Source organism: Pseudomonas sp. 5Vm1k (assembly GCF_056161485.1).
In genome coordinates, this window is sequence record NZ_JBSPCZ010000007.1 from 132,053 (window position 1) to 152,619 (window position 20,567).

At 60.8% G+C, this 20,567-nt stretch carries 19 protein-coding genes; 7 read left to right on the forward strand and 12 right to left on the reverse strand.

Annotated features, from left to right (window positions below):
- Positions 1-29: 29 nt before the first annotated feature.
- Positions 30-527, forward strand: a complete 498-nt coding sequence (gene greB, locus ACWIKB_RS15910; RefSeq protein WP_054051991.1) for a transcription elongation factor GreB — start codon at positions 30-32, stop codon at positions 525-527.
- Between the two features lie 3 nt (positions 528-530).
- On the opposite strand, the gene ACWIKB_RS15915 is transcribed toward greB, so the two are convergent.
- The 3 genes from ACWIKB_RS15915 to ACWIKB_RS15925 form a co-directional block, all read right to left on the reverse strand.
- The gene (locus ACWIKB_RS15915; protein WP_149660107.1) at positions 531-839 is read right to left on the reverse strand and encodes a class I SAM-dependent methyltransferase; all 309 of its coding nucleotides are present in this window, start codon (positions 837-839) and stop codon (positions 531-533) included.
- 248 nt (positions 840-1,087) lie between these two features.
- Positions 1,088-1,522: a DoxX family protein gene (locus ACWIKB_RS15920; RefSeq protein WP_475268023.1), complete on the reverse strand. Its 435-nt coding sequence runs from the start codon at positions 1,520-1,522 to the stop codon at positions 1,088-1,090.
- Between the two features lie 103 nt (positions 1,523-1,625).
- Complete coding sequence (locus tag ACWIKB_RS15925) at positions 1,626-3,047, reverse strand: MltF family protein (protein WP_475268025.1); 1,422 nt, start codon at positions 3,045-3,047, stop codon at positions 1,626-1,628.
- 234 nt (positions 3,048-3,281) lie between these two features.
- Here ACWIKB_RS15925 and ACWIKB_RS15930 point away from each other — a divergent pair, with 234 nt between their 5' ends.
- The 3 genes from ACWIKB_RS15930 (at position 3,282) to ACWIKB_RS15940 (ending at position 6,374) form a co-directional block, all read left to right on the forward strand.
- Positions 3,282-4,091: a TatD family hydrolase gene (locus ACWIKB_RS15930; protein ID WP_475268027.1), complete on the forward strand. Its 810-nt coding sequence runs from the start codon at positions 3,282-3,284 to the stop codon at positions 4,089-4,091.
- A 231-nt stretch (positions 4,092-4,322) separates the two neighbouring features.
- Positions 4,323-5,807: a methyl-accepting chemotaxis protein gene (locus ACWIKB_RS15935; RefSeq protein WP_475268029.1), complete on the forward strand. Its 1,485-nt coding sequence runs from the start codon at positions 4,323-4,325 to the stop codon at positions 5,805-5,807.
- A 204-nt stretch (positions 5,808-6,011) separates the two neighbouring features.
- Positions 6,012-6,374, forward strand: coding sequence for a terminase (locus ACWIKB_RS15940; RefSeq protein ID WP_475268031.1), 363 nt, complete (start codon positions 6,012-6,014; stop codon positions 6,372-6,374).
- A gap of 1 nt (position 6,375) precedes the next feature.
- Here the strand turns inward: ACWIKB_RS15940 and ACWIKB_RS15945 are convergent, their stop codons facing one another.
- The 3 genes from ACWIKB_RS15945 to ACWIKB_RS15955 form a co-directional block, all read right to left on the reverse strand.
- The gene (locus ACWIKB_RS15945) at positions 6,376-7,173 is read right to left on the reverse strand and encodes an acyl-CoA thioesterase (RefSeq protein WP_475268033.1); all 798 of its coding nucleotides are present in this window, start codon (positions 7,171-7,173) and stop codon (positions 6,376-6,378) included.
- A gap of 232 nt (positions 7,174-7,405) precedes the next feature.
- Positions 7,406-8,173, reverse strand: a complete 768-nt coding sequence (locus tag ACWIKB_RS15950) for a CHAD domain-containing protein (protein WP_475268036.1) — start codon at positions 8,171-8,173, stop codon at positions 7,406-7,408.
- Positions 8,174-8,262: 89 nt separating this feature from the next.
- Positions 8,263-8,541 carry a hypothetical protein gene (locus tag ACWIKB_RS15955; protein ID WP_054051974.1) on the reverse strand — a complete coding sequence of 93 codons (279 nt, stop codon included), beginning with the start codon at positions 8,539-8,541 and terminating at the stop codon, positions 8,263-8,265.
- Between the two features lie 222 nt (positions 8,542-8,763).
- Here ACWIKB_RS15955 and ACWIKB_RS15960 point away from each other — a divergent pair, with 222 nt between their 5' ends.
- Positions 8,764-9,801, forward strand: coding sequence for a patatin-like phospholipase family protein (locus tag ACWIKB_RS15960; protein ID WP_475268038.1), 1,038 nt, complete (start codon positions 8,764-8,766; stop codon positions 9,799-9,801).
- Positions 9,802-9,924: 123 nt separating this feature from the next.
- Here the strand turns inward: ACWIKB_RS15960 and ACWIKB_RS15965 are convergent, their stop codons facing one another.
- From ACWIKB_RS15965 to kdpF, 6 genes are all read right to left on the reverse strand, one after another.
- Positions 9,925-10,623 (reverse strand): response regulator, encoded by a 699-nt coding sequence (locus ACWIKB_RS15965; protein WP_054051971.1) that lies wholly within the window; start codon positions 10,621-10,623, stop codon positions 9,925-9,927.
- Positions 10,624-10,691: 68 nt separating this feature from the next.
- Positions 10,692-13,337 carry a DUF4118 domain-containing protein gene (locus ACWIKB_RS15970; RefSeq protein ID WP_475268041.1) on the reverse strand — a complete coding sequence of 882 codons (2,646 nt, stop codon included), beginning with the start codon at positions 13,335-13,337 and terminating at the stop codon, positions 10,692-10,694.
- Between the two features lie 132 nt (positions 13,338-13,469).
- Positions 13,470-14,015, reverse strand: coding sequence for a potassium-transporting ATPase subunit KdpC (gene kdpC / locus ACWIKB_RS15975; protein ID WP_475268042.1), 546 nt, complete (start codon positions 14,013-14,015; stop codon positions 13,470-13,472).
- Between the two features lie 229 nt (positions 14,016-14,244).
- Positions 14,245-16,302 carry a potassium-transporting ATPase subunit KdpB gene (gene kdpB / locus ACWIKB_RS15980; RefSeq protein WP_475268043.1) on the reverse strand — a complete coding sequence of 686 codons (2,058 nt, stop codon included), beginning with the start codon at positions 16,300-16,302 and terminating at the stop codon, positions 14,245-14,247.
- A gap of 11 nt (positions 16,303-16,313) precedes the next feature.
- Positions 16,314-18,008, reverse strand: a complete 1,695-nt coding sequence (kdpA, locus tag ACWIKB_RS15985; RefSeq protein WP_475268045.1) for a potassium-transporting ATPase subunit KdpA — start codon at positions 18,006-18,008, stop codon at positions 16,314-16,316.
- Between the two features lie 8 nt (positions 18,009-18,016).
- On the reverse strand, positions 18,017-18,106 hold the full coding sequence (kdpF, locus tag ACWIKB_RS15990) for a K(+)-transporting ATPase subunit F (RefSeq protein ID WP_007899818.1): 90 nt from the start codon (positions 18,104-18,106) through the stop codon (positions 18,017-18,019).
- A 405-nt stretch (positions 18,107-18,511) separates the two neighbouring features.
- On the opposite strand from kdpF, the gene eat reads away from it, so the two are divergent.
- Both eat and ACWIKB_RS16000 read left to right on the forward strand, forming a co-directional pair.
- Positions 18,512-19,876 carry an ethanolamine permease gene (eat, locus tag ACWIKB_RS15995; RefSeq protein ID WP_475268047.1) on the forward strand — a complete coding sequence of 455 codons (1,365 nt, stop codon included), beginning with the start codon at positions 18,512-18,514 and terminating at the stop codon, positions 19,874-19,876.
- A gap of 252 nt (positions 19,877-20,128) precedes the next feature.
- Complete coding sequence (locus ACWIKB_RS16000; RefSeq protein ID WP_081744012.1) at positions 20,129-20,296, forward strand: DUF2897 family protein; 168 nt, start codon at positions 20,129-20,131, stop codon at positions 20,294-20,296.
- Positions 20,297-20,567: the final 271 nt, after the last annotated feature.

Sequence of the window (20,567 nt, forward strand, 5' to 3'; positions counted from 1 at the left end):
TCAAGCACTCTCAAACACAAGAAGTCGCCATGAGCCGTTATCGCCCTCCCCGCACCGCTGGCACCGCGCTGATCACCCCTGAAGGTGAAGCGCGGATGCGTGCCGAGTTTCACGAACTCTGGCATGTGCGCCGACCACAGGTGACGCAATCGGTCAGCGAGGCGGCGGCCCAGGGTGATCGCTCGGAAAACGCCGAGTACACCTACGGCAAAAAAATGCTCCGCGAGATCGACAGCCGCGTACGTTTTCTCACCAAGCGCCTGGAAGCCCTGAAAGTCGTCAGCGAAAAGCCCAGCGATCCGAACAAGGTTTACTTTGGTGCGTGGGTCACCATTGAAGATGAAGAAGGCAAAGAGTCGCGCTATCGCATCGTCGGCCCGGATGAACTGGATCTGAAACTGGGATTGATCAGCATCGATTCGCCTTTGGCGCGGGCACTGATTGGCAAGGCGCTGGACGCTGAAGTTCGGGTCCAGACACCGACCGGTGAGCAGTGCGTGTACATCGTGGCGATCGAGTATCCCTGAGCCTCAGCGCCGGGTAATCAATCCCTGTCGCGCAACGCGAGTCAGCTGTTTGATCACTTCAGGTGCGTCTTCAAGATTGGGCGACTGAATCACCGCCAGATCAAAACTGTCGTTTGCAAAACGGGCCAGGGACTCGCCGTCTTCGACGAACTGGATCAGGAACGCGGCGGGACCGCCGGTGCGACGTGGCCAGCCATCGAGATAACGCAACAGCGTCGGCTGATGTTTACCGCCAAGCAGGATTTTTGGATTGCGCTGGGTGAGGTGTGCCGTGATCGGCGCGGGACGTACAACAGGGCTTAGTGCATTCATTGGGTCGTGTCTCTGCCTCAAAAGTCTGCATGGCAGGTGAGAGGCAACACCGAACCAGCGCTTTAGCGGTATTTCGAAGCCTGATTCAAGCTTCTATCGGCAACTGAATGAGTCACCTGGCGCCCCGCAAGTAGCTGTTTAAATCGGCGCATGAGCAGCATCCTAGAGAACCTGACCGGACAGTGTCAAGAATGACGCGCAACAAAAAAGGCCCGCACAATGCGGGCCTTTTCGTTGAGCCAGAGCGGTCAGCCAGCGATGGCGCGGTCCGCCGAAAGCTTGCCGGCACCTTCGATCAGCACCGCGACGCTGCCACCGAGCAAGGCCAGGGCGAACTCATAACCGTTGTTGGCCATGAACAGACCGTTGCTGATATGCACCGTGAAGATGGCAACCAGCGACAGGAAGATCAGCCCCAGCGCCGCGGGACGCACCAGCAGGCCGATGATCAAGGCCAGGCCGGCGAAGAACTCGGTGCCACCGGCCAGGATCGCCATCAGGTGACCCGGTGCCAGGCCCAGGCTTTCCATGTACTGCGCGGTACCGGCAATCCCGTAGCCGCCGAACAGGCCGAACAGTTTCTGCGAGCCGTGGGCAGCGAAGATGATGCCGACAAAGATCCGCAGAACAGTCAGGCCGTAGCCAGCGCGGGTAAACAGTACCTTATTGATCAGTGTGCTCATGCTGTGTCATCCATTGATTATGTGTGTTGGTTGGCCGCCATATTAATCGCTAAATCGAATGATAAAAGCGCAAATATTCCGCTATAACAATCAGTTTAGTCGATCATTTCCGTAAGGCGACTTTTTGTCCCTGAGGCTCCAACGACTCCCGCTCCCGATCGAACGCCAAGTAATACTTGTTCACGCTATTAACATAGCTGACGGCGCTCATCCCCACTTGCTCCATGGCGATGCGCTCGACCTGAAAGAACCACTGATTCGGATTCAGGCCCCGTCGCCGGGCCTCGGCCCGCATGCCCTGGACCCGTTCCGGCCCCATGTTGTAGGCCGCCAGCACGAACGCCATGCGCTCGCGCTCGTTGAGTTTGGGGCTGGAGAAGAATTTGCGGCGAATCATCGCCAGGTACTTGGCCCCGGCTTGCACATTGGCGTCGAGGTTTTGAATATTGTTGACCCCGACGCGCTGGGCCGCGGACGGGGTGATCTGCATCAGGCCCGTCGGGCCGCCGCCACCGCGGGCCTCGGGTTGCAACGCTGATTCCTTGAACGCCAGCGCCGCCAGGTTCAGCCAGTCCATGCCTTGGGCATCCGCATGTTTCTGCAGCACCGGCCGGAGTTTTTCCAGGCGCTGTCGATCAGCCTTGGCCAACGGATAGTGCACTTGATACAGCCGTCGGTAGATGCGCAGGAACGCCACGTCCTCATCCGACGGTTTTTTGTAGGTGGTCAGGAAGCGGTCAATGCTCGCGCGCAGCATCGAGGCATCACGGCGCACGAACCAGTATTCCTCACCGGGCTCGCTGATCAGCAACTGCCGATCGAAGCGCAACTTGGGCAAAATCTTGCCCCAGCGCTCGGCAATCGGTTGCTCGACGATGGTCAGGTGGAAAATGCCACCCTGGACCATTTCCAGCACGTCCTCGACCGCCAGGCTGGGGTCGACCCACTCGACCTTCACCGGCGCCAGTTTGTGCAGGGCGAGTTTTTGGTTGATCTGACTGACCGCATCCCCGGCCGCGCTGCCCGTGGGCAATGCCAGGGTTTTACCGGAGAGTTGTTCGAGTTTCGTGTAACGGCGTTCACCCTTGATGCCCACCAGAATCAGCGGCACGTTGCTGGCAATCGGTTCACTGGTACTGACCGCGTGGCCCGATTGCGGGTCAAGCAATTCCCCCGGTGCCACCAAGTCACCCTCCCCGCGCTGCAACGCGCCGAGCAGTTGATCCTTGGCTTTGGGGATGATCTTGAGAGTGATTTCCTGACCGTCGCGCGCGTGGCCATTGAGGTATTGCTCGAAGGCGCGCAGGCGATGGTATTCGACACCGATGGCCTGGCCCTGGACTTCACCGGAGCTGTTGCGGCTCTGGTTGACCAAGACCTTCAGCACCCGGCTACTGCGGATTTCTGCCAGGTCGCGAACCTTGGTGGCCGGCACGGCTTGCAGCGGTCCGGCCAGACGCGCAACCGCCGGCATCGGCAGCAGCAACGAACAACACAGCAGTAGCAAAACCGAGGGACGTGTCATCCACTCTCCGGAAAGAATACTGGCCGACCTCACGAAAATTCATGACATCGAACGACAGAAACAGAGCGCCTTGAGCGCTGGCAAAGTGCGAAAGACTGGCACAGTGATGGCAGTTTCACCAACCCGACCTGTCTCGCGGCATCAAGAGACAGCTTTAACTCGTTGTAGTTCTTGGCTTTTCTTATAAATCTACAGCTCTGATATGCTTTCCGGCCTTTGGTCCGAGGTAGCACCATGCAACTCATCGATATCGGCGTCAACCTGACCAACCCCAGTTTCGACGATAAACACCAGGCTGTACTCGATCGCGCCTACGCTGCCGGGGTCTGCCAATTGGTGCTCACCGGGACCAGCGTCGACGGCAGCGAACAGGCTTTGGAGCTGTGTCGGCAACTGGATGAAAGCGCGCAACGGCTGTTCGCCACCGCCGGCATTCACCCCCACTGCGCCAGCGATTGGAACGCCGACAGCGAACAGCGCCTGCGCAGTTTGCTCAAGGAGACGAATATGGTCGCCGTGGGCGAATGCGGGCTGGATTTCAACCGCGACTTCTCGCCGCGCCCGCAGCAGGAAAAGGTCCTCGAACAGCACCTGGCCATGGCGGTCGAGCTGCAATTGCCGGTGTTCCTGCATGAACGCGATGCCAGCCAGCGCTTGCTGGAAATCCTGCGTGACTACCGCGATCAGCTGCCCGCCGCCGTGGTGCATTGCTTCACCGGTGAAAAGAAGGCGCTGTTCAGCTACCTCGACCTGGATTTGCACATCGGCATCACCGGTTGGATCTGCGACGAACGTCGGGGCACGCACCTGCATCCGTTGGTGAAAGAGATCAAGCGCGGCCGCCTGATGCTGGAGAGCGATGCGCCGTACCTGCTGCCCCGCAGCCTGCGACCGAAGCCGAAGAACGGGCGTAACGAGCCAGCGTATTTGACTGAAGTGCTGCGTGAAGTGGCGTTGCATCGTGAAGAGAGCGAAGAGGACTTGGCGGCGCATACGACGGCTTGTGCGCGGGCATTCTTCAACCTGCCCACAGTCCCCCAGTAACCACTATTCCCCCTTGTGGGAGCGGGCTTGCTCGCGAAAGCGGAGTGTCAGTCAATGCATTTGGTGCCTGACACTCCGCATTCGCGAGCAAGCCCGCTCCCACAGGGGATTAGTGCTGCTCCACAATATCTGTGTGGTAGTCATTGACCTGCGTCAAATCCGATTCCCTGCATAGCGGCACAATGCTGGCACCTTGCCAATGCTGTTTCCGCTATCAGAGAAGACCTTCCTATGGGTGCCTGGCTTAGCAACATCTCGCTGAAATACAAATTCTGGGCGGTCAACGCGGTCGCCTTCGTCACCACCCTGTTGTTGGTGCTGTACGCCGTACAACTCGAACAGCAGGCCCGTAGCCACGCGTCCCAGGCGTCGGCCCAAGCCCAGGCGCGGTTGCTCAACGCCTGGCCCGCCGGGCAGCCGCTGCCCAAGGCTGACAACGTGCTGACCTTCAGCCACGGCCAGGCACCACGGCTGAACGAACAACCGGTACTGGAACTGACGGACACCAACAACGGTTGGGTCGAGATCAATGCCATGCCGCTGTTCGGCGACAACCCATTGATGGGCGCCGAGGTGTTCAGTCGCGCCGACGGCCAGCAAGTCGCGGTGATCGCTTACGGCCCGAGCCTGAGTCAGGTGTTCGGTGAACGTTTCTTCAACTATGCAATGGCAGTGGCAATCCTGATGCTGGCGATGCTCGGTGCTTCGCAGCTACTGATCCGCTTCTTGCTCAGCCAGCTCAACACCTTGAAAGACGTGATGCTGCACGTCGAAAAAACTGGCGACCTGTCGGCCCGCGTGCCCCTGGCCTGCAAAGATGAAGTCGGGCAGATGGCCAATGCGTTCAATGCCATGCAGGCCGGTTATCAGCGGGTGGTCAATACAGTTGCCAATACCGCCCGGCAACTGGACGTCGGTGCTGCGCGATTGGCGGCGAGCATGAACGACGTGCGCCACGGCATGCTCGGCCAGCAAAGCGAAACCGATCAGGCCGCTACGGCGATCAATGAAATGACCGCCACGGTCTACCACATCGCCCAACATGCCGGCGCCACCCGCGACCTGTCGCAAAGCGCTGACACCCTGGCCGGCAGTGGTCAGGAAGTGGTCAGTCGGGTGCAAAAGTCGATTGCCGGGTTGTCCAGCGGCGTGCAACAAACCGCCGAGATGATCCAGCGCTTAGCCGAGGACAGTCAGAAGATCAACGGCGTGGTCAGTGTGATTCACAGCATCGCCGAGCAAACCAATCTGCTGGCGCTCAACGCCGCCATTGAGGCCGCGCGGGCCGGTGAAATGGGCCGTGGTTTTGCGGTGGTGGCCGATGAAGTGCGCAACCTGGCCAAGCGTGTGCAAACCTCCACCGACGAAATCACCCTGATGGTGTCGGCGTTGCAGGCCGGAACCCGGGATGCCGTGGATTTCATGCAGGAGAGCTCATTCAAGGCTGACGACTGCGTGCAGCAGGCTCAGGAAGCCGGGGCGGCACTGGCACAAATCACCAGTGCCGTGGCGCAGATGCGCGAAAGCAACACGCAAATCGCCGTGGCTGCCGAGCAGCAGAGTCATGTGGCAGAGGAGATGAATCGCTCGGTGGTGAGCATTCGTGATGTGACTGAGAACACCGTGCAACAGACCGTGGATTCGGCGAACACCAGTAATGAGTTGGCGACGTTGGCTGGGGAGTTGAGCAAGGCTATTGGGCAGTTGAAACTCTGAGGGCCTCTTCGCGGGCAAGCCTCGCTCCTACAGTAGACCGCGATCCCCTGTAGGAGCGAGGCTTGCCCGCGAAGGCGTCCGCCCCGTCAACATCAATATTGACCATTACCCCTATCACTCCGATAGCCAACCTTGATTCGCCGCCCTCCAGTGCCGCGCCTATTCTTCAAGCATGTGTTCAACATGGATTTGAGGAGTTTCATCATGGGCAAACGTCACCCCAACCTTCCGGCCTGGCAATGGAAGTCGTACCCGCACAATCACCAGCACCCCACCAACCTGGCGATACACCTGATCGCCGTACCGCTGTTCATCATCGGGTTCCTGCTGATTGTGTCCGGGGTGTTCAGCCTGAGCTTGCTGAATGTCGTGATCGGCGTTATCGGCGTCATCGCTGCATTGGGCTTGCAGCGCCACGGTCACAGCCTGGAGGCGCAAGCCTCCGAGCCGTTCACGGATCGCAAAGACGCGATGTCACGCTTGCTGGTCGAGCAGTTCCTGACCTTCCCACGGTTTTTCCTCAGCGGCGGCTGGTGGCGCGCCTGGCGTCAGCGCCACCGGCGCTGAGTCAGGCGAAGATCGTCACGGTCTGCCGGCTCATGGCGATCAACTGACCGTCAGCGCTCCACAGCTTCGCCGCCGCGTGGCCGTAGCCGTCACGGGCGAGTTCGATGTCTACCAGATACTTGCACCAATCCAACGTGCTTAGCGCCAGCAGCGGCTGGACGAATTCGATGGTCCAGGTCAGCGTGCTGCCCGCCGCCGGTTTGTTCAGGTGCGGCAACAAGGCCGGCGGCCAGGCGTCGACTAGCGCCAGGATATACGCCTCGCTCAGCGCCTCTTCTTTCACATCACCGCGCAAACGCACCCAACCGCCCATGTCCCGGGATTTGTTGCCGGTGAACGGCAACCCACCGACGCTCCAGCGCATCGCCAGATGCTTCATGAATTCCGGGGTCACGCCTTTGATGTAAGGCAGTTCCTGGCAGTCGTCCCAGTGTTTCATCTGCGGTGCAGGCTCGGCCGCCACGGCCACTTCGGATGGTCGCGAGGCGCCGAAGCTGCCCTGGACCAACGTCACCACCTGACCTTTCTGCATCACCCGGCCCAGCACCTGGCTGACGGCTTTGCCTTCACGCAACACATCAACTTCAAAACTGACCGGAGCATCAGGCTCGACCGGGCCGACAAAGGTGATCGCCAGCGAACGTACCGGACGATCCGCCGGGACTTTCGCGCGCATGACTTCGTACTGCAACGCGGCGACCAGACCACCAAAACTGGCTCGGCCCTGACCCCACTCAGCGGGAATGGACAGCTCCTGCGGTTGGCTGCGGACAGCATCGAGCAGATCGGAAAAGCGCATGGGAACCTCAAGAATGCGGGAAAAGGATGAAGGGATCTTAACTAGCCTGCGGAGGGGATACAGCGCTTATTCCGGACAAAGAGACTGACAGATAGGACGCAATTCCAAATCCAACATGATCCCTTGTGGGAGCGGGCTTGCTCGCGAATGCGGTGCGTCAGTCAATACAGGTGGTGACTGACACACCGCATTCGCGAGCAAGCCCGCTCCCACATTTGAGTTTGTGGTGTTCTCAGGATTTGAAGCAGGTAGCGCTGAGTTTGTCGAGCACGCGGTCGGCGCGACCTTCAGCCTTGGCCATGGTGGTTTTCCAGACCGCGACACAGGACTGCAAATCCGCTTCCTGTTCGGCCCGAAGCAGCCACTGCCAGCAGTCGTGCCAATCGCCCAATGCGGCCTGGGCCGATTTGAGCCGTGGCATCGCCGCTTTCGGCAGGCGATCCAGTTCGGGATAAGCCTCGATGCCATAGCGCACACGCTTGATCAACAAGCGCAAACGATGGCGATCATGGGCCGGGTCGTGCAAAGCCTCATCCAGTTTTTTCCACTGCTTGGCCAGGCGCTTTTCGATGCGCTTGCGCAAGCCCTGGAGCAACCCCTGACGCTGGGAGGCCCGTAGAAAACGCGGGAAGGCGTCGAGGATCATCAGCAGTTGAATCACTTGCGGGCTGGTCGCAACGGTTGGATAAGCCACGTCCATTTGCGCCATGCGCCGCTGCGCCGCCTCGGGTTGACCGTGCTGGAGCAAGTACGCCGCCAGCACTTCGCGATCGCGCAGCGGCGTGGTCAGCTCACCGACCCCGGACGCCGCGCTTTCCAGTTGTTCGACCCCGGGCAAACCACGCAACGGCCGCAACAGACTGCGCAAGCGCCGCACCGTGGTGCGCAAATCGTGCAGTGCTTCCGGGTCGGTGCGGGCACTCAAGCGTGCCTGGCAGGCAAGCAAACGGACTTCAATGCTCAAGACTTGAGCCACCAACCGGTCAACCAAGGCAGACATCACTTGCTCCCTGAATCGAGTTTGCGTTATCCCGCTCAATGTCATCCTGCCTGCGTCGAACCCCGCAGGCATTGAGCTACATCATGCGCTTAACGACCTGCACGCGACTCACGAATATAGAAGCGTGCCTTCTCGGCCTTGCTGGTACAGCCTTCGTAGGCTTCGAATTGCTGCTGGGTCTTGGCGCCGGTCAGCAGTGACAGGGCCTTGGAGTAACTGACGGTGCCGGCGAAACCTTCGGCCTTGGCCAGGTCCAGCTCATGCCAGGCCGCATCGATCTGGGTGCCACAGCTGTCGCGGTACGCAGTTTTGCCAGCACAACCGGCCAGAGCCAGGGCAATCAAAGGCACACAGATCCAGGCTTTCATCGATAACACCTCAAAGATAGATAAACAGTCGCGCAGGTAAGACGGTGCGGCACGCAAAAAGTGCCTTGCCCCGCCCGTACAAACTATAGCGCTCGCGAGCATACCCATCTGTCGCCATGCAGTGTCGAAAAAACGACGCCCCCGCCTCGGCAAACGACCTTACCGATTGAAGCACAGCCCTCGATGGGTGCATTGTTGAACCTTGTCAAACGAGGGCGATTCATGAAAAAGCGTGTCGCACTGGTGCTGGGCTCGGGTGGAGCCCGGGGCTATGCCCATATCGGTGTCATTGAAGAGATCGAGCGGCGTGGCTACGACATCGCCTGCATCGCCGGTTGTTCCATGGGCGCCGTGGTCGGCGGGATTTATGCCGCCGGCAAACTCGACGAGTATCGCAACTGGATCGAAAGCCTGGATTACCTCGACGTGTTGCGTCTGGTGGACGTCAGTTTTCGCCTGGGCGCCATTCGCGGCGAAAAAGTCTTCGGCCAGATCCGCAAGATCGTCGGCGAGATCAATATCGAAGACCTGCGCATTCCCTACACGGCGGTGGCCACCGACCTGACCAACCAGCAGGAAATCTGGTTCCAGGCCGGCTGCCTGCACCAGGCCATTCGCGCCTCGGCGGCGATCCCCAGTTTGTTTACGCCAGTGATGCAGGGCAATCGCATGCTGGTCGATGGCGGTTTGTTGAACCCGTTGCCGATCGTGCCGGTGGTGTCGAGCCATTGCGATCTGATCATCGCGGTCAACCTCAACTCGACCAACCAGCGCCATTACCAACTGCCGGTGATCCAGCGTCCGGCGGCGTTCAAGTCACGGTTCAATAGCCTGATCAACTCGCTCGGTTCGAAGATGCCGTTCCGGCGTAAACAGGCCGAACAATTGCTGTTACTGGAGCAAGAAGCGCTGAAGGCCGAAGCGGCGGAGATCAATCCGTGGATCGAATCCGCCGAACCTGAAGCCCAGCAACCGGCGGCGGCCCCGCAAGGTGAAGGCGCACCGAAATCCGCGACAGGTTCGTTCATCATCGATAACGTCGGGCCCGCGTCTTTGCTGGACCTGATCAACCAGAGTTTCGAGGTGATGCAGACCTCATTGGCGCAGTACAAGATTGCCGGGTATCCACCGGACGTCCTGATCAACGTGCCGAAGCGGGTGTGCCGGTTTTTCGAGTTTTACAAAGCGCCGGAGCTGATCGCGCTGGGAAGGGAGATTGCGCGGGATACGATGGATCGGTATGAGAATGAGCAGAACTGACAACCCATGATTCTCGAGTGAATGAGAGGGCCTCTTCGCGAGCAAGCCCGCTCCCACAGGGATATGCATTCCAATGTGGGAGCGGGCTTGCTCGCGAAGGCGCCCGACCCGACACAACAAAACCTAAATGCCACCCTCACTCAACAACCGATACCCCACTCCCGCCTCGGTCACGATAAACCGCGGCTGGGTCGGATCGTCCGCCAGTTTTTGTCTTAAATGCCCCACCACAATCCGCAGATAATGGCTGTCCTCGGTATGGGTCGGCCCCCAGATATCCTTGAGCAATTGCTGCTGGGTAATCACCCGCCCCGGATGCCGCGCCAATTGCGCCAGCACCGCGTACTCCTTGCGGGTCAGCGCGACTTCGGCGCCGTCGAGCAGTACCCGGCGATAGGCCAGGTCCACGGTCAGCGGGCCGAACGTCAGGGCCGCTTGTTGGGCTTCACCAGCCGGCGCCTGGCGCAACAAGGCGCGCACCCGGGCGAGGAATTCCTGAATGCCGAACGGCTTGGTCACGTAGTCGTTGGCGCCACCGTCCAGCGCTTCGACCTTCTGCCCTTCGCTGGCCCGCACCGACAACACCAGCACCGGCACCGTCGACCATTCGCGAAACTCGCGCAGCACTTGCTGGCCGTCCATGTCCGGCAGGCCGAGGTCGAGCACCAGCAGGTCGGGTTTGTTCAGCGCCGCTTGCGCCAACCCTTCGTTTCCGGTGCCGGCTTCCAGCACTTTGTAGCCCTGGGAGGCGAGGCTGATGCGCAGGAATTTGCGGATCTGCGGTTCGTCGTCGATGACCAAAATGGTCGCGGTCTGGCTCATGAATTCACATCAACACAAAGAAGTGGCAAGAGAGTAGCGCAAGCGCGATCAGGCTTCACTTTCGGCGCTTAATTTTCAAGGGCCGGCTGCGCCTGCAATGGCAAGTGCAAGGTGATGCAGGTGCCGCGGCCTTCGATACCGTCGGCGACACTGATCCGCCCGCCATGGGCGCCGACCATGCCCTGACAAATCGCCAACCCCAGCCCGGTACCCTGCCCGCCCCGATCACCGCGGGCGGCGGTGTAGAACATATCGAAAATCTTCGACCGTTCTTCTTCGGGAATTCCCGGACCTTCATCACTGACGGAAAAAAACAGCTCGCTGTCATCAGCCCCGGCGCGCACTTGCAGGCGCCCGTGAGCCGGGGAAAACCGCGCGGCGTTTTCGATTACATTGACCAACGCCTGCTCGATCAGCGCCGCATGCACATAGAGCAACGGCAACTCGGCCGGCACTTCGGTGCTGACCTGCAACGGCGCCAGCACCGCGCGCAGGCGATTGAGCGAACTGCCGACGATGTCGGCGGGTGACACCCAGTCCCGCGCCAGTTTCAGCGCGCCGTGACCGAGGCGGGTCATGTCCAGCAGATTTTGAATATAGCGGTCGAGGCGTTCGGCTTCGTCGCGAGTGCCTTCGAGCAACTCGCGGCGATCCTCCAGCGGGATCGCTTCGCCAAGGGCCAGCAGGCTGTCGATGCTGCCGCGCATGGACGTCAGCGGTGTGCGCAAATCGTGGGACACCGAGGCCAGCAGCGCGCTGCGCAATTGCTCGGTTTCGCCATGCAGCCGCGCCGCTTCCAGGTCTTCGGCCAATTGCGCACGGGCCAGGGCCTGGGCCAAAGGCTGGCTCAGGGCGGTCAACAAGCGCCGACGCTGGCCGCTCAAGGTCTGGCCTTCTTTGGCGCATACACCAAGCAACCCCAGCGGTCCGTCCTCGACCGACAACGGCCACCACCACCAACGCCCAAACGGCAAGGTGCCGGTGCCGGCGCCCGCCGGTTGATCGTGTTGCCAGGCCCAATCGGCAGCGGCGCGCTCGGCTTCGGAGAACTCCAGCGGGCCACCGGTCTCAACTTTCCAGCCGCCCTGGCCGTCGCGGTTGAGCAGGCACAATTGCAGATCGCTCCAGCCGTTCAAGTGCTGGGCGGCGGCGCTGACCACCGCCTGGCGGTCGGTGGCGGCGGTGAGTTTGCGCGACAGGTCGAGCAGTTCGGTGGTTTCTTCCTGAGTATCGCGCAAGGCCTGCAACTGCCGGCGTTGCCGCGCGGCGAGGTTACCCGTGAGCGCTGCCATCAACAGGAAAAACAGCAAGGTCAGCACGTCTTCTTCGCGCTGGATGCTGAAAGAAAAATTCGGCGGAATGAACAGAAAGTCGTAGGTCAGAAACGACAGTGCCGCACAGGCCAGCGCCGGGCCGAGACTGCTGCGTACCGCGACCAGCAACACGGCAGCGAGGAACACCAGGGAGATATTCGGCAGCGGCAAAACACTCGCCACCGCCCAGGCCAACGCACTGGCCAAAATCGTTGCCACCAGGGCCAGCACATAGTCAAACCAGACCAATGAATGCGCCGAGCGCTGACGTGGTGCGTGCTCCTCGTGATCGCTGTCGAGGACGTTGATTTCCAACCCTCGGGCATCGCGCAGCAAGCGTGACGCCAGACCGCCACCAAACAAGCGCCGCCGCAAACGCTGGCGGGACTGCCCGACCAGCACCAGACTGGCGCGGCGTTCGGCAGCGTGCTGGATCAGGGTTTTCGCCACCTCGCCGGCGCGCAGCAACACGACTTCGCCACCCAGGCGTTCGGCCAGTTGCTGGGCGCTTTGCAGGTGCAGGCGAGATTGCTCGTCACGCACGCTGCCGTTGTCCACGTGCACCAGGCTCCACGGCAAATGCCGACGCTGGGCGACACGGCTGGCATGACGCACCAGTCGCTCGGCCTGGGCATCGCCATCGATCCCGACCAACAAGCGACCGCGCACCGCCGGCGCCGCCTGACCGAGCTGGCGATACCCCTGGGCCAGATCATCATCGACCTGGGCCGCGGCAGTTTGCATCGCCATTTCCCGCAGGGCGGTAAGGTTGGTCTGGGTGAAGAACGCCTCGATGGCCGCCCGCGCCTGCTCCGGCACGTAGACCTTGCCATCGCGCAGACGCTCCAGCAGTTCCCGGGGTGGCAGGTCGATCAACAGCAGTTCGTAGGCTTCTTGCAGCACCCAGTCCGGCAGGGTTTCGCGCACCTGCACGCCGGTGATGCCGCGCACTTTATCGTTGAGACTTTCCAGGTGCTGGACGTTGACCGTGGTGTACACGTCGATGCCGGCGGCCAGCAGTTCCTGGATGTCTTGCCAACGCTTGGCGTGACGACTACCGGGGGCGTTGCTGTGGGCCAGTTCGTCGACCAGCACCAGCTTCGGCTTGGCTGCGAGCAGGCCGTCGAGGTCCATTTCTTCAAGCATCACGCCGCGGTATTCAGAGCGCACCAACGGCAGTTGCGGCAGGCCGCCGAGCAGCGCTTCGGTTTCGGCGCGACCGTGGGTTTCGACCACACCGGCGAGGACTTTTACGCCCTGGCGCAGTTGGGTGTGGGCGGCTTGCAGCATGGCGTAGGTCTTGCCGACACCGGGCGCGGCACCGAGGAACACCTTGAGCCGGCCACGGCCGTCGCGGGGCAGGTCTGCTAACAATGCGTCGGCGCGGCCGGAGTCACTCATGCTTGAAGTTCTCTTTTTTCAGGTATTGAGGTGGTGATTATTCGGCCGCCTTCGCGAGCAAGCCCGCTCCCACATTGGAATGCATTTCAACATGTGGGAGCGGGCTTGCTCGCGAATGGCGCCACCACCGATCTATAGCTTTTCCAGCGCGATATTCAATGCCAGCACATTGACCACCGGCGGCCCCACCAGCGGCTGCTCGATGTTGGCGTTCAGCAGTTGCTGAAGCGTAGACACCGGCAAATTGCGCGCCGCCGCAACACGCGCCAGTTGATAGGCAATCGCCGCCGGTGGCAAGTGTGGATCGAGGCCGCTGCCGGAGGTGGTCAGCAGTGCCAATGGCACCGGACCTTGCCCCGGCACCAGCAATTTGTTGGCATCGTCGATCACCCGCGTGGCCAGCGCCGGGTTGCTCGGCGACAGGTTACTGGCACTGCTCGATACAGTGGCAAATGCACCGGCCGATGGCCGTGGGTGGAACCAGGCGTCACCGACGAAATCCTGGGCAATCAGCGACGAGCCACGGACTTTACCGTCGGCGTCGCGCACCAGGCTACCGTTGGCCTGGTCCGGGAACGCGACTTGCGCAACGCCGGTGACCACCAAGGGGTAGGCGACGCCGGTGATCAGGGTCATCAGCACCAGCAGGCTCAGGGCCGGACGTATCATTGTGGACATTTCAAAATCCTCGAATTCATTGAATACAGACACAGACTTGGAAACAAACCCCATCCTGTGGCGAGGGGGCTTGCCCCCGTTGGGCTGCGAAGCAGCCCCATAACCTGCAATCTCATTTCTTCAGGCATACCGCATGCATCGGTTTGGCGACTGTTTCGCAGTCGAACGGGGCGGTGCGGCGATCCGACAAGCCCCCTCGCCACAAAAGCCCGCACCACCCGATAGCTCGTCAAACCAAATGCAACGCCGTCAACAGCATGTCGATCGCCTTGATGCCCACGAACGGCACCAGAATCCCGCCCAAGCCGTAGATCAACAGATTGCGTCGCAACAACGCCGCCGCACTCGCCGCTTGCACTCGAACACCGCGCAGGGCCAACGGAATCAGCACCACGATGATCAAGGCGTTGAACACGATCGCCGAGAGGATCGCGCTCTGCGGGCTGCTCAGGTGCATGACGTTCAGCACACCGAGTTGCGGGTAGATCGAGGCGAACAGCGCCGGCAGGATTGCGAAGTATTTGGCCACGTCGTTGGCGATGGAAAAGGTCGTCAGCGCGCCGCGAGTCACCAGCAATTCCTTGCCGATCTGCACCACGTCCAACAGCTTGGTCGGATCGCTGTCGAGGTCGACCATGTTCGCCGCTTCCCGCGCCGCTTGTGTGCCGTCGTTCATCGCCATGCCGACGTCTGCCTGGGCCAGCGCCGGAGCATCGTTGGCGCCGTCGCCGCACATGGCAACCAGGCGACCGTCGTTCTGCTCGTGGCGAATGCGCGCCAGTTTTTTCTCTGGCGTGGCTTCGGCCAGCACGTCATCCACGCCGGCTTCGGCAGCAATCGCCGCAGCAGTCAGCGGGTTGTCGCCGGTGACCATGACCGTCCGAATCCCCAGTTTGCGCAACTCGGCGAAACGCTCGCGAATGCCAGGCTTGACCACGTCCTTGAGGTGGATCGCACCGAGCAATTTGCCGTCGGCGCACACCAGCAACGGGGTGCCGCCGCTCTGGGCGATCTTGTCGATTTCCCGGGACAGGGACGGTGCCAGGTCGGCACGTTTCAGGCCGACGAAGGCCAACAACGAATCCACCGCACCTTTGCGATACACGCGACCCTGATAGTCGACACCGGACAGGCGGGTTTCGGCGCTGAATGGCACGGCAGTCAGCAGCTCAGGGCTTGGCTCTGGCTGCGGATGCAGACCGCGCAGGTACTCAACGATGGATTTGCCTTCAGCGGTGTCATCGGCCAGCGACGCGAACAACGCACCCTCAGCCAATTCCTTCGCATTAACACCTGGCGCCGCATACACGGCGGTGCAACGACGGTTACCAAAGGTGATGGTGCCGGTCTTGTCCAGCAGCAGGACGTGCACGTCCCCCGCCGCTTCCACGGCGCGCCCGGATTTGGCGATCACGTTCAGCCGCACCAGACGGTCCATCCCGGCGATACCGATGGCCGACAACAAACCACCAATCGTGGTCGGAATCAGCGTGACCAATAACGCCACCAGGAACACCAACGGCAGGCTGCCGTTGGCGAAGTGGGCGAACGGTTGCAGGGTGACGACCACCAGCAGGAAGATCAGGGTCAGGCCGATCAGCAGGATGTCGAGCGCCACTTCGTTCGGGGTTTTCTGGCGTTTGGCGCCTTCGACCAGGGCGATCATGCGATCGAGCGTCGACTCACCCGGGTTGGCAGTGATGCGCACCAGCAGCCAGTCGGAGACCAGGCGGGTGTTGCCGGTGACGGCCGAACGGTCGCCGCCGGACTCACGAATCACCGGCGCGGATTCACCGGTAATCGCCGCTTCGTTGACTGCCGCGATGCCCTCAATCACCTCGCCGTCACCGGGAATCATTTCCCCGGCTTCGACGCGCACCACATCATCCTTGCGCAGGCTGGTGGCGGGCACCACCTGGAAGGTGCCGTTGGAGGTCCGACGGCGGGCGCTCAAACCTTCGCTGCCAGCCTTGAGGCTGTCAGCGCGGGCCTTGCCGCGACCTTCAGCCAGGGCTTCGGCGAAGTTGGCGAACAACACGGTGAACCACAACCACAACGCAATCTGCGCGGCGACAAAGGTCGGCACGGCGCTGTCGGGAATGAAGCACAGCACGGTGGTCAGCACGGCGGTCAGTTCGACCACCAGCATTACCGGCGCGCGCTGCAATTGCCGTGGGTCGAGCTTGACGAAGGCTTGCACCAGCGCCGGACGCCACAGGGCCGAGATCGCGGTTTTCGGTTGTTCCGGGGCTTTGACGACCACCGGCTTACTTACGGGCATATTCATTCATTGACTCCTTAGAAGCCCATGCTCAAGTGTTCGGCAATCGGACCCAGCGCCAACGTCGGCAAGAAGGTCAGGCCACCCACGAGCAAAATGGTCACGGTCAGCAACGTCACGAACAGCGGGCCATGGGTCGGGAAGCTGTTCTGGCCGATCGGTGCGGTTTTCTTCATCGCCAGGCTGCCAGCCAGAGCCAGAACCGGGAGGATGTAACCGAAGCGACCGATCAACATGCCCAGCCCCAGCATCAGGTTGTGGAACGGGGTATTGGCACTCATACCGCCGAACGCCGATCCGTTGTTGGCACTGGCCGAGGTGTAGGCGTACAGCAACTGGCTGAAACCATGCGGCCCGGGGTTACTGATGGCTCCGGCCGGGCCGGGCAAACTCGCCGCGATGGCGCCGAGCACCAGCACGCCAACCGGCATTACCAGCAAGGTCACCACCAACAATTGCACTTCCTTGGCTTGCAGTTTCTTGCCGAGGTATTCCGGGGTGCGGCCAATCATCAGGCCGGCGAGGAACACTGCGATCAACACGTTGAGCAACATGCCGTAGAGCCCGGCACCGACGCCGCCGAAGATCACTTCGCCGACCATCATGTTGACCAGCGCGACCATGCCGCTTAGCGGGTTAAGGCTGTCGTGCATGCCGTTGACCGAACCGTTGGACGCTGCGGTGGTGGTCACCGACCACAGCACCGTTGCAGTCGTACCGAAACGCGCTTCCTTGCCTTCCAGCGGCGCGGTCTGTTCGACGGCAGCGTTGGCCAGGGTCGGGTTCGGTTGGTACTCGGCCCACAACGATGTCGCGCCGCCAATCAGGAACAGCGCCAACATGCAGGCGATGATCGCGCGGCTCTGACGCAGGTCCTTCACGTAGTGGCCGAAGGTGAACACCAGGGCCACCGGGATCAGGATGATCGAACCCATTTCGAACAGGTTGCTCCAGGCAGTCGGGTTCTCGAACGGATGCGCCGAGTTGACGCCGAAGAAGCCGCCACCGTTGGTGCCCAGTTGCTTGATCGCAATCTGGCTGGCCGCCGGGCCGAGCGGGATCACTTGATCGACACCTTGCATGGTCACCGCATTCACGTACTGCGCGAAGGTTTGCGGCACGCCCTGCCAGACCAGGTACAGCGCCAGCAGCAGGCACAGCGGCAGCAGGCCGTAGAGGGTGGCGCGGGTCATGTCGACCCAGAAGTTACCCAAGGTCTTGGTGGACTTGCGACCAATACCGCGGCACAAGGCAACCAGCACGGCGAGGCCGGTGGCGGCGCTGACGAAGTTCTGCACGGTGAGGCCGGCCATCTGACTCAGGTAGCTCAGGGACGCTTCACCGCTGTAGGCCTGCCAGTTGGTGTTGGTCATGAAACTGATGGCGGTGTTGAACGCCAGCGTCCACTCCTGGCCCGGCAGGTTTTGCGGGTTGAGCGGCAAGTGGTCCTGGAACAACAGGATCGCGAACAACAGCAAAAAGCCTGCAAGGTTGAAGGCGAGCAAGGCCAGGGTGTACTTCTGCCAGCTCTGTTCTTCCTGTGGGTCCACGCCGGATACCCGATAACAACCGCGCTCGACCGGGCCGAGGATCGGTGACAGCCAGGTGCGCTGCCCTTCCATCACCTTGTAGTAGAAGCGCCCCAAAAACGGTGCCGGGATCAGCACCACGGCGAAGAAGGCCAGGATCAGCCAATAGTCATAACTGTGCATAGCCGCTCCTAGTTCCGGTCCGCGCGCAACAGCGCAACTAACAGATAAATGAACAGCCCCACTGCCAATAGCAGTGACACCCCGTCCAGAACGCTCATGGAAGTTCTCCGTGTTACGGCGTATTGCCGTGTGTGCAGTCATTGTCCGCAGGGAGGCTGTAAAGGAACGAGAGCGAGGGGTGTGGCGGGGCATAAAGAAAGCGTAAAGAGTGGGTTTATGACTTCGTTACAGCTTGATCTTGTGGTGACTGGGCGGGCCTCTTCGCGGGCAAGCCTCGCTCCTACGGGTTCGGGGTGTTCACAGACCCCTGTAGGAGCGAGGCTTGCCCGCGAAGACGGCAGAACAGACGCCACCGCCCCCAACTGGCGCACAAAAAAGGCACATCGCGCCGCGATCATCCCCGATACGACAGCTTTAACCGCTTTACGACGCTCAAATACAAAATGGCACGTCCGCTGCACATGCCCTTCCCCGAGCTTTCCAAACCGTTCAGGGAGCAACGCATGAACACACAACTCAAACCCACGTTGGGCACGCTGCACCTGTGGGGCATCGCGGTCGGGCTGGTGATTTCCGGTGAGTACTTCGGCTGGAGTTATGGCTGGGGCGTCGCGGGAACATTGGGCTTTCTAGTGACGTCCTTTATGGTCGCCACCATGTACACCTGCTTTATCTTCAGCTTCACCGAGCTGACCACCGCGATTCCCCATGCCGGTGGTCCCTTTGCCTACAGCCGCCGCGCCTTTGGCGAGAAAGGCGGATTGATCGCCGGGCTGGCGACGCTGATCGAATTCGTCTTCGCCCCGCCGGCCATCGCTTTGGCGATTGGCGCCTATCTGAATGTGCAGTTTCCAGCGCTCGACCCGAAACACGCAGCGGTCGGCGCGTACATCGTGTTCATGGGCCTGAACATTCTCGGGGTAAAACTCGCTGCAACCTTCGAGTTGATCGTCTGCGTATTGGCCGTGGCCGAACTGCTGGTGTTCATGGGCGTGGTCGCCCCGGCCTTCAGCTTCAGTAACTTCGCCCTCAATGGCTGGGCCGGTTCCGATGTGTTCGCCGCGCCGGCGATTGCCGGGATGTTTGCGGCGATTCCATTCGCGATCTGGTTTTTTCTCGCCATCGAAGGCGCCGCCATGGCCGCCGAAGAAGCCAAGGACCCAAAACGCACGATTCCGAAGGCTTACATCAGCGGCATCCTGACGTTGGTGCTGTTGGCCATGGGTGTGATGTTCTTTGCCGGCGGCGTCGGCGACTGGCGCACCCTGTCGAACATCAACGACCCACTGCCACAGGCAATGAAAACTGTGGTCGGCGAAAGCTCCGGCTGGTTGCACATGCTGGTGTGGATCGGCCTGTTTGGTCTGGTGGCTAGTTTCCACGGGATCATTCTCGGCTACTCGCGGCAGTTCTTCGCCCTGGCTCGCGCCGGTTACCTGCCTAAATCCCTGGCCAAGCTATCGCGCTTCCAGACGCCGCATCGGGCGATCATTGCCGGTGGCTTGATCGGCATCGCCGCTATCTATAGCGATGGCTTGATCAACCTCGGCGGCATGACCCTGACCGCGGCGATGATCACCATGGCGGTGTTCGGCGCGATTGTGATGTACATCATGAGCATGCTCAGCCTGTTCAAGCTGCGTAAAACCGAGCCAAACCTGGAACGCACTTTCCGTGCGCCGTGCTATCCACTGGTGCCGATGATTGCGCTGGTGCTTGCGGTGGTATGCCTGGTGGCGATGGCCTGGTTCAACGCCTTGATCGGGGTGATCTTCCTTGGCTTCATGGCGGTAGGGTTTGTCTACTTCATGCTCACCGCGCAATTGCGTGCCGATGCGCCGGCGGATGCGATGTTGACCGGGCTCTGACATGCCGAGCCACCCGTTCCAAGGGTGGTAACACAACCTGCGTAGGAGTTGCCGCAGGCTGCGATCTTTTGATCTTCAGCGGTCGTGATGACGCCAAGATCAAAAGATCGCACCCCTCGGCAGCTCCTACAGGGGTATGTGCAAGTCGTAACAGGCATAGAATGGAACCACTGCGATTTTCCATCGCTCAAAGTGGTATGCACGATCGGTTGGCGAACGCCGTCAACCGGCCTGCCCTTCAAGGAGAGCCCTATGCCCTGGTATGCCTGGTTGATTCTGGTCGTTGCAATCGGCTCGATCGTTGGCGGTTTGATGATGTTGCGCGACACCGCCACCAAGGTCGATCTGACCGAAGAGCAACGTAAACGCGTCGCCGAACGCAATGCGGAAATGGATGCCAAGGAAGCTCAAGACCGCTGACAAAAAACCCCGCCTTAGTTGGTGGGTTTTTTTTGGGGCTCCACACAAAACGAAGTGCTCGCCGAAGAGCATTTTGTTCACAGACGGATCGCACCGCGATGAGTCGCTGCCGCCTCCAAAATACGGGATTTTTTGTAAGCCCTGGAGGCCATTCAATATAAAAACAAGCATGCTTGTGCTATTTTCCACGCTGGATCAAAGTCCAGCGGCTATCAACTCCGATGCCAATAATCGCTTTTAGCCCTGCAAGCCCCATACTAAGGAGACAATA